The following is a 7,071-nucleotide window of genomic DNA, read 5'->3' on the forward strand; positions in this document are numbered from 1 at the left end:
AAAGAAAATTTTTTCTGTTTTTATTCCTTTCCGTCAAATTTGATCGCAGAATATATTCAAAAAAGATTTAAGAATTTTTTTAAGAGCCGTATTTATTGCCCTGCCTTAAGCGGGGGCGAACGGCGGAGCAGGGCTTCAATAAACCGTTTAGCCGTAGCAAGGGTATGTATTATTTATAACACTAATTTAGCAAGATAAAAATTATTTGTCAAAAATAAAAATTATCTTGACAAGTATTTTAATATAACATATAGTGTAAATATACTTACCGACTGGTAAGTAAGTTGTGGATAACTGGATAACTAATTTAATAACTTAACAATATGACCAATATTAGCCAAGCGAAATTTAAAAACTATTCAACTAAAGACAAAATTATCTGTATTGCGGAGCGGCTTTTTACTAAATATAGTTATGCGACTGTATCAATGAATGATATTGCCAATATGGTTAAAACCACCAAGGCCGCTTTATATTATCACTTTAAAGACAAGGAGGAGTTATTTTTTTATGTTCTGAATGAGGCTTTTTCCGAATTCAGTGAAGCTTTAGAACAAGTATTAAAAAAAGATATTTCTTTAGAGAAAAAATTTAATAAATTGCTAATTACTTATATTGATTTTTCTTTAAAAAGAAAAGACTTGGCAAAGTTAATGATGCAGGGATTATCAAAAAAAGATAAAAAAATTATTCAATTGTTAGGCAAAATAAAAAATAAAATCATTGACTTAATAGAACCTTTAATAAAAGAAATTTTGCAATATAGAGGTTTTTCTAAAAGCACGGATAGCCGTTTAGTAACTTTTTTAATAATTGGTGTTTTAAATACGGTCATTACCAGTGATATTGTTATGAAATATAGCGATTGGGATGCTGAACAAATAGCAGATCAAATAACTGCTTTGGTATTTTCAACTAATAAATAATTTAGCAAATTACAGTCTTATCAACAAGAGTTAGGCTGTATTTTTTTAAAAATATGAAAAACTTAATAGCGACAAATAAAAAAACGAGGAGGACGATAATCGGCATTATTTTAATGATTGGGTTGATTATTTCCGGCTATAGTTTATTGGCTAATAAAAATGAATCAGCGATTAACTCCGGAGCCGTTGATGAAAATATCATTACGGCGCTAACTTATAAGTTAGCGCCGAAAACTATAAGCAGCGATATTTTTCTTTCCGGCGCGACACGGCCCTTGGGCGAGGTGATGGTAAGTCCGAAAATGAGCGGCAAAATAGTTGGTATGTACGCGCAAGAAGGAAGCGCTGTCCATGCAGGGCAAACTTTAATTCAGTTAGAGCAGGATCAAACATTATTAGCGGCTTGCAATAACGCTCAAGCTAATTTGACCAATACTATTGCCGCCACCAATCAGGATATTAGCATGGCCGAATTAGCCGTAACGACGGCAGAAACCAATTTAAGCAACACTAAAATTAATACAGAAGAAAATATTAGAAATGCTGAATTAGCTGTGGCAGCGGCTAAAGTTGCCGTGGAAAGCGCGGAAAAATCATTGGGCAATACCAAAAGCGCGAGTAAGCAAACAATTAAGAATGCTTATGATAGCATAAAAACAACCATGCAAAGCAATTTATCTGCTATTAATACAGCCCTAATCGCCGTAGGCGATATTATTGGCGAAAGCCCGGGCAATGCCACTGCTAATGATGACTATCAAAATGTGTTAGGAGTTAAAAATACGCAGAGTTTGACTGATACAAAAAGTATGTTTTTGCAAGCTAAAAATAACTATGAGACAGCTAAAAATAATTATACTAGTTTAACTGCAGATCCTTCTTTTAGTAATATGGATAATGCAGTGAATTCTGCTAATAGTTATTTAGACTTAATAAAACAAACATTAAACCAAACCAATATTTTATTAGACAATACTATAACATGCAGTGGTTTTACGGCCACTAATCTGTCTGCCTTAAAAACTTTAATTAATACTAATTTAACAAGTATTGATACGGCTATTAGCGCTTTGCAGACCAAGGAGCAAGCTATTATTAACGCTAAATTAGCTGATACGACCAGCAGTGACACAACGCAGTCCGCTTATGACGCGGCAAAAAGCGGTTTAGACATAGCAAAACAAGCATTGGTTTTAGCGCAAAGCCAAGCAAAGACACGAATTGACGCGGCTCAAAAACAACTTGAATCAGCTCAAGCCGGAATAGAAAGCGCCAAGAAACGGGCAGATTTACAGATTACCGCGGCGCAAGGGCAATTAAATTCTGCGCAAGCGCAATTAAGCAATACAACAATTCTTGCTCCGATTTCAGGCGCGGCGAATCAAATATTTATTAACAGCGGTGAAATGGCAATGGCCGGCCAACCGGTTGTTAGTATTGTCAACACCAGCGGCATAAAAATTGAATTGGCTTTAACTGAATTTGATATTGGCCAAGCGTCTATCGGGCAAGAGGCAAAAATTGCTTTAGCCGCTTACCCGGATGAAGAATTTATTGGCCATGTTTATTATATTAGTTCAGTGGCTGATGCCATGAGCAAGAAATTTCCTATCAAGATTCAGTTAGACAACAAAGATGGAAGGATTAAAGCCGGCATGGTGGCTGATGTAAAAATTATTACTGCCAAGCAGGAGAATGTTTTAGCAATTCCCAAGTCGGCGGTATTTATTGAAGATGGGGTTGAAAAAGTTTATATGGTTGAAAATTCTATTGTAAAGATTAAAAATATTAAGACTGAAGCTGTTAATAATGAAGAATTAAAAATTATTGAAGGATTGGTTGAAGGCGATATAATTGTTATTGAAGGGAATTATGAATTGCAAGAGGGCGGTGAAATAAATATTAATAATAATTAATTATATTTTGCAAGAAGGTGATAAAATATGCAAAAATGCGAAGATTGTAAATTTTATAAATCAATGGCGGAAAAATTATCAGAAGTTATTACAAATAAAAAATATCCAAAAATCGGCTTGGCTTTAGGCAGCGGCGGCGCCAAAGGATTGGCGCATATCGGCGTTATTAAAGTTTTAGAGAAAAATAATATTCCAATTGATTTTATTGCCGGCTCAAGCATTGGCGCCCTAATCGGAGCTCATTACGCGCTTTATAAAGATGTAAAGAAGATAGAAGAGATTGCCATAGAAACTAATTGGCGGACAATCCTAAATTTATTTGATCCAACTTTAAGCGGAGGGCTTATAAAAGGCGATAAAATAGAAAAATTAATTAAATCATGGATAAAAAATCCTGATTTTAATGATTTAAAAATTCCTTTAACCGTAATAGCTACCGATTTAATCACTGGCCGGGAAATAAATATTGCCAGCGGCGACATAATCAAAGCAATCAGGGCATCGCTTTCTGTCCCGGCTATTTTTAAACCCGTAGAATATAACGGGAAACTATTGGCGGACGGCGGCCTGTCTAATCCATTACCGGACAATATAGCGCGGAAAATGGGAGCTGATATTGTTATTGTCGTAAATTTAGATAATGATTATTTTGAAAACGGCTTAAAAAGAAATAATCTATCACTGCCCAGAGTATCTATAAGGGCTTTAAATATAATGCGCTATCATTTGGCGCAAAATTGTTTAAAAACAGCGGATGTGGTTATTGAACCAAAAGTCGGCGAGATTGGATTGATAGGATGGAATAAATTTTTTAATACCCGAGAAACAAAGCAGATTATAAAAGCAGGGGAAGAAGCAACTATTAAATTTTTACCAAAAATAAAAAAATTAATACAGAGATATTATGAATCTGCCAAAATTTTCAGTTGACAAGCCGGTTACCATAACAATGATGGTTTTAATCATTGTGGTTTTCGGTTTTATTTCATTTAGCCGATTGGGGCTGGATATGCTGCCGGATATTGAATTTCCTGTGGTTTCCGTTATTACCTCATACAGCGGCGTAACAAGCGAGGATATTGAGGATGTCTTGACTAAGCCGATTGAAGACGCGGTTAGCACGGTTAAAGATGTTAAGTCTGTGTCTTCAATTTCACAGGAAGGGGTGTCGGTTGTAACGATAGAATTTAACAGCGGCGCTAATATTGATTTTGCGGCTCAAGACATTCGGGATAAAATTGGACTGATAGAAGACTGTTTGCCCCAGGACGCTAATAAGCCCATGGTTTTCAAAATGGATGTTGGGGCTATGCCAGTACTTGGTTATGGCGTTACTGCTGATAGTTTAACAACTTTAGAGCTTAAAAAATTATTAGAAGACAATGTTAAAGACAAAATTGAAAGATTGGATGGCGTGGCTTCAATGGAAATGCGCGGCGGTCAGGAACGGGAAATTTTAATCAAACTAAACAAGCCGCAACTAGAATCTTATGGCATAACGCAGACTCAAATCGCGCAAATTTTGCGGGGAGAAAATATTAATTTGTCCGGCGGATTTATTGAACAGGGTTTACTGGAATTTTCTTTGCGCACTGTCGGTGAATTTAAAAATTTAGAAGAAATTAAAAACACGGTTATTGTTGTTAAAAACGGCGCGCCGGTTTATTTAAAGGATGTGGCGGAAGTTATTGATACGCATAAAGAATTAAGAAGCTATTGCCGAACTAATAAAAAAGACAGCTTGCTAATAATGATTAATAAGCAATCCGGAGCCAACACAACCCAAGTGGCTGACAGGATTAAACAGGAATTGTCAGAACTGCAAAAATATTTGCCAAAAGATGTTGAATTTGCTTTGGTTATGGATCAAAGCCAGATGATTAAAACCTCAACTGATTCCGTAACCCAAAGCGGTTTAATCGGCGGTTTATTGGCAGTGCTGATAGTTTATTTATTCCTGCGTAATTGGCGGCCGACTTTTGCTATTGCCATAGCTATTCCCTTGTCCTTGATTGCCACTTTTATACCTCTTTATGCTGTTGGTTATACCTTAAATTTGATGACTTTGGGCGGCTTGGCTTTAGGTATTGGCATGTTAGTTGATAACGCGGTTGTGGTAATTGAAAATATTTATCGGCATTTGGAAAAAATAGGCAAAAGGCAAAAAGCGGCGATAATCGGCTCCAATGAAGTGGGACTGGCTATTACTGCGTCCACGCTAACAACTATTGCTGTATTTTTGCCAATGTCCTTAGGCGCAGGCATTGCCGGGCAGTTATCCAGAGGGCTGTCGCTAACAATAATTTTTGCTTTGTTTTCTTCTTTGTTGGTGGCTTTGACTTTGGTGCCAATGATCGCTTCAAAGATTTTTAAAAAACAGGAACAGGCAGAAGATTATAAAACAGCGTCAGGAGAGCGGCGTTTTGAAAAAATTCAAAAAGGATATAAGAAAATTCTTATCTGGTCGCTTAACCATCGCGTTAAAACCATGCTAATTACTGTTGGTTTGCTGATAATAACCACGGCTTTAATTCCCTTTATCGGTACGGAATTTATGCCAGCCAGCGACAGCAGTATGATGATTTTACAAGTTGCTCTGCCGGTAGGATCATTATTAGAGCAAACCAACAAAGCGGCTGGTTATGTAGAAGATGTTGTTTTAGATAAAGCAGGCGATAGTATAATCAGCGCCACCAGTTTTGTGGGCCAAAGCCAGGAAATGGCGGAAGCAGGTTCAATGGGTATGGGCGGCGGCATTAATGAAGCCATGATTTTGATTCGGCTAAAAGATAAGCAAGACAGGGAATTGTCTAACGCGCAAATTGAAGAAATAGTCAGGAAAAATAGGCCGCCAATCAAAGGATTGGAAATTAATCCAATGGATATGGCCGGCATAATGATGGGCGGGGCCATGACGCCAATTGAGATTAAAATTTTTGGCAAGGATTTAGATATTTTAAGAAATGTGTCAGACGAGATTGCGCAAAAAATTAATAATATAGAGGGCCTGCGTGATGTTGGGACTTCGTTAAGCCAAAGCAAGCCGGAATTAGTTATTACCATTGATCGGGAAAGAGCGTCTTATTTAGGGCTTACAGTCGGGCAAATCGGCTCAACCATAAAAAATTCCCTGCAGGGCGCGGTGGCTACTCAATTGCGCCAAGGCGGCAAGGAAACAGATATTAGGGTGCGTTATGATAAAATCTACAGGGACGATATTAAACAAATAGAAAATTTAACAATTACTACTCCGACTAACAGCCAGATACCTTTAAAACAAGTGGCCCGCATTTCTAAAGGCGAGGGTCCGATAAAAATTAATCGTGAAGATCAATTAAGAGTAGTCGCGGTTACGGCTAATGTGCTTGACCGGGATGTTGGCGGCGTGGTTAATGATATAAAAAACAGATTAAGCGATTACAATTTGCCTTCAGGATATTTTATAGAATACGGCGGTTCGTATAAACAAATGCAGGACACTTTTAGCACTTTGGGCTGGGCCATGATTTTAGGAATTTTGTTAGTCTATATGGTAATGGCTTCGCAGTTTGAATCACTAATCCATCCTTTTATTGTTATGTTTGAAATGCCCCTGGCTTTTATTGGAGTGGGGTTGGCCTTATTTATTACCGGCCAGACTTTGTCTTTGCCGTCTTTTATGGGAATAATTATGCTGGCTGGCATTGTGGTAAATAACGCTATTGTTTTGATTGATTATGTTAATCAACTGCGCAAAAAGGGCATAAGCAAATTTGACGCTTTGGTTGAAGGCGGAACAACCCGCTTGCGTCCAATACTTATTACTTCAATAACCACTATCTTAGGCATGCTGCCAATGGCTTTAGCCAAGCAAGAAGGCTCGGAAATGATGCGACCAATGGCAATTGTCGTGATTGGCGGCTTGTTGGTTTCCACTTTGTTAACCTTAGTGGTGATACCGGTAATTTATAGTTTAGTGGAGAAATTTTCTAAGAGAGTTTACGCAAGGGTGGGCAATATAATTAATGGAGGAAAATAAAGGCGCAATGTAATTAACATTATTTTATCTTTATTTGGGGTGGTGGTCGGGGCGGATGGCGGATTTAAAATATTGAAGCCCTGCTCCGCCGTTCGCCCCCGCTTAAGGCAGGGCAATAAATACGGCTCTTAAAAAAATTCTTAAATCTTTTTTGAATATATTCTGCGATCAAATTTGACGGAAAGGAATAAAAACAGAAAAAATTTTCTTT

At 37.4% G+C, this 7,071-nt stretch carries 4 protein-coding genes; all 4 read left to right on the forward strand.

Annotated elements, in window-relative coordinates; all coding sequences use genetic code 11:
- Nucleotides 1-323 precede the first annotated feature (323 nt).
- Genes Q8N22_01635 through Q8N22_01650 form a run of 4 tightly spaced genes read left to right on the forward strand, consistent with a single transcriptional unit; the run spans nucleotide 324 to nucleotide 6,860 of the window.
- Nucleotides 324-926, forward strand: a complete 603-nt coding sequence (locus tag Q8N22_01635; GenBank protein ID MDP3052640.1) for a TetR/AcrR family transcriptional regulator — start codon at nucleotides 324-326, stop codon at nucleotides 924-926.
- 53 nt (nucleotides 927-979) lie between these two features.
- Complete coding sequence (locus tag Q8N22_01640) at nucleotides 980-2,842, forward strand: efflux RND transporter periplasmic adaptor subunit (GenBank protein ID MDP3052641.1); 1,863 nt, start codon at nucleotides 980-982, stop codon at nucleotides 2,840-2,842.
- A gap of 27 nt (nucleotides 2,843-2,869) precedes the next feature.
- The gene (locus Q8N22_01645; protein MDP3052642.1) at nucleotides 2,870-3,772 is read left to right on the forward strand and encodes a patatin-like phospholipase family protein; all 903 of its coding nucleotides are present in this window, start codon (nucleotides 2,870-2,872) and stop codon (nucleotides 3,770-3,772) included.
- Nucleotides 3,747-6,860: an efflux RND transporter permease subunit gene (locus Q8N22_01650; protein ID MDP3052643.1), complete on the forward strand. Its 3,114-nt coding sequence runs from the start codon at nucleotides 3,747-3,749 to the stop codon at nucleotides 6,858-6,860. Before Q8N22_01645 ends, Q8N22_01650 begins: the two co-directional genes overlap by 26 nt.
- Nucleotides 6,861-7,071: the final 211 nt, after the last annotated feature.

It is taken from the genome of bacterium, assembly GCA_030693325.1.
In the GTDB taxonomy this organism is placed as follows: domain Bacteria; phylum Patescibacteriota; class Minisyncoccia; order UBA6257; family MFKM01; genus MFKM01.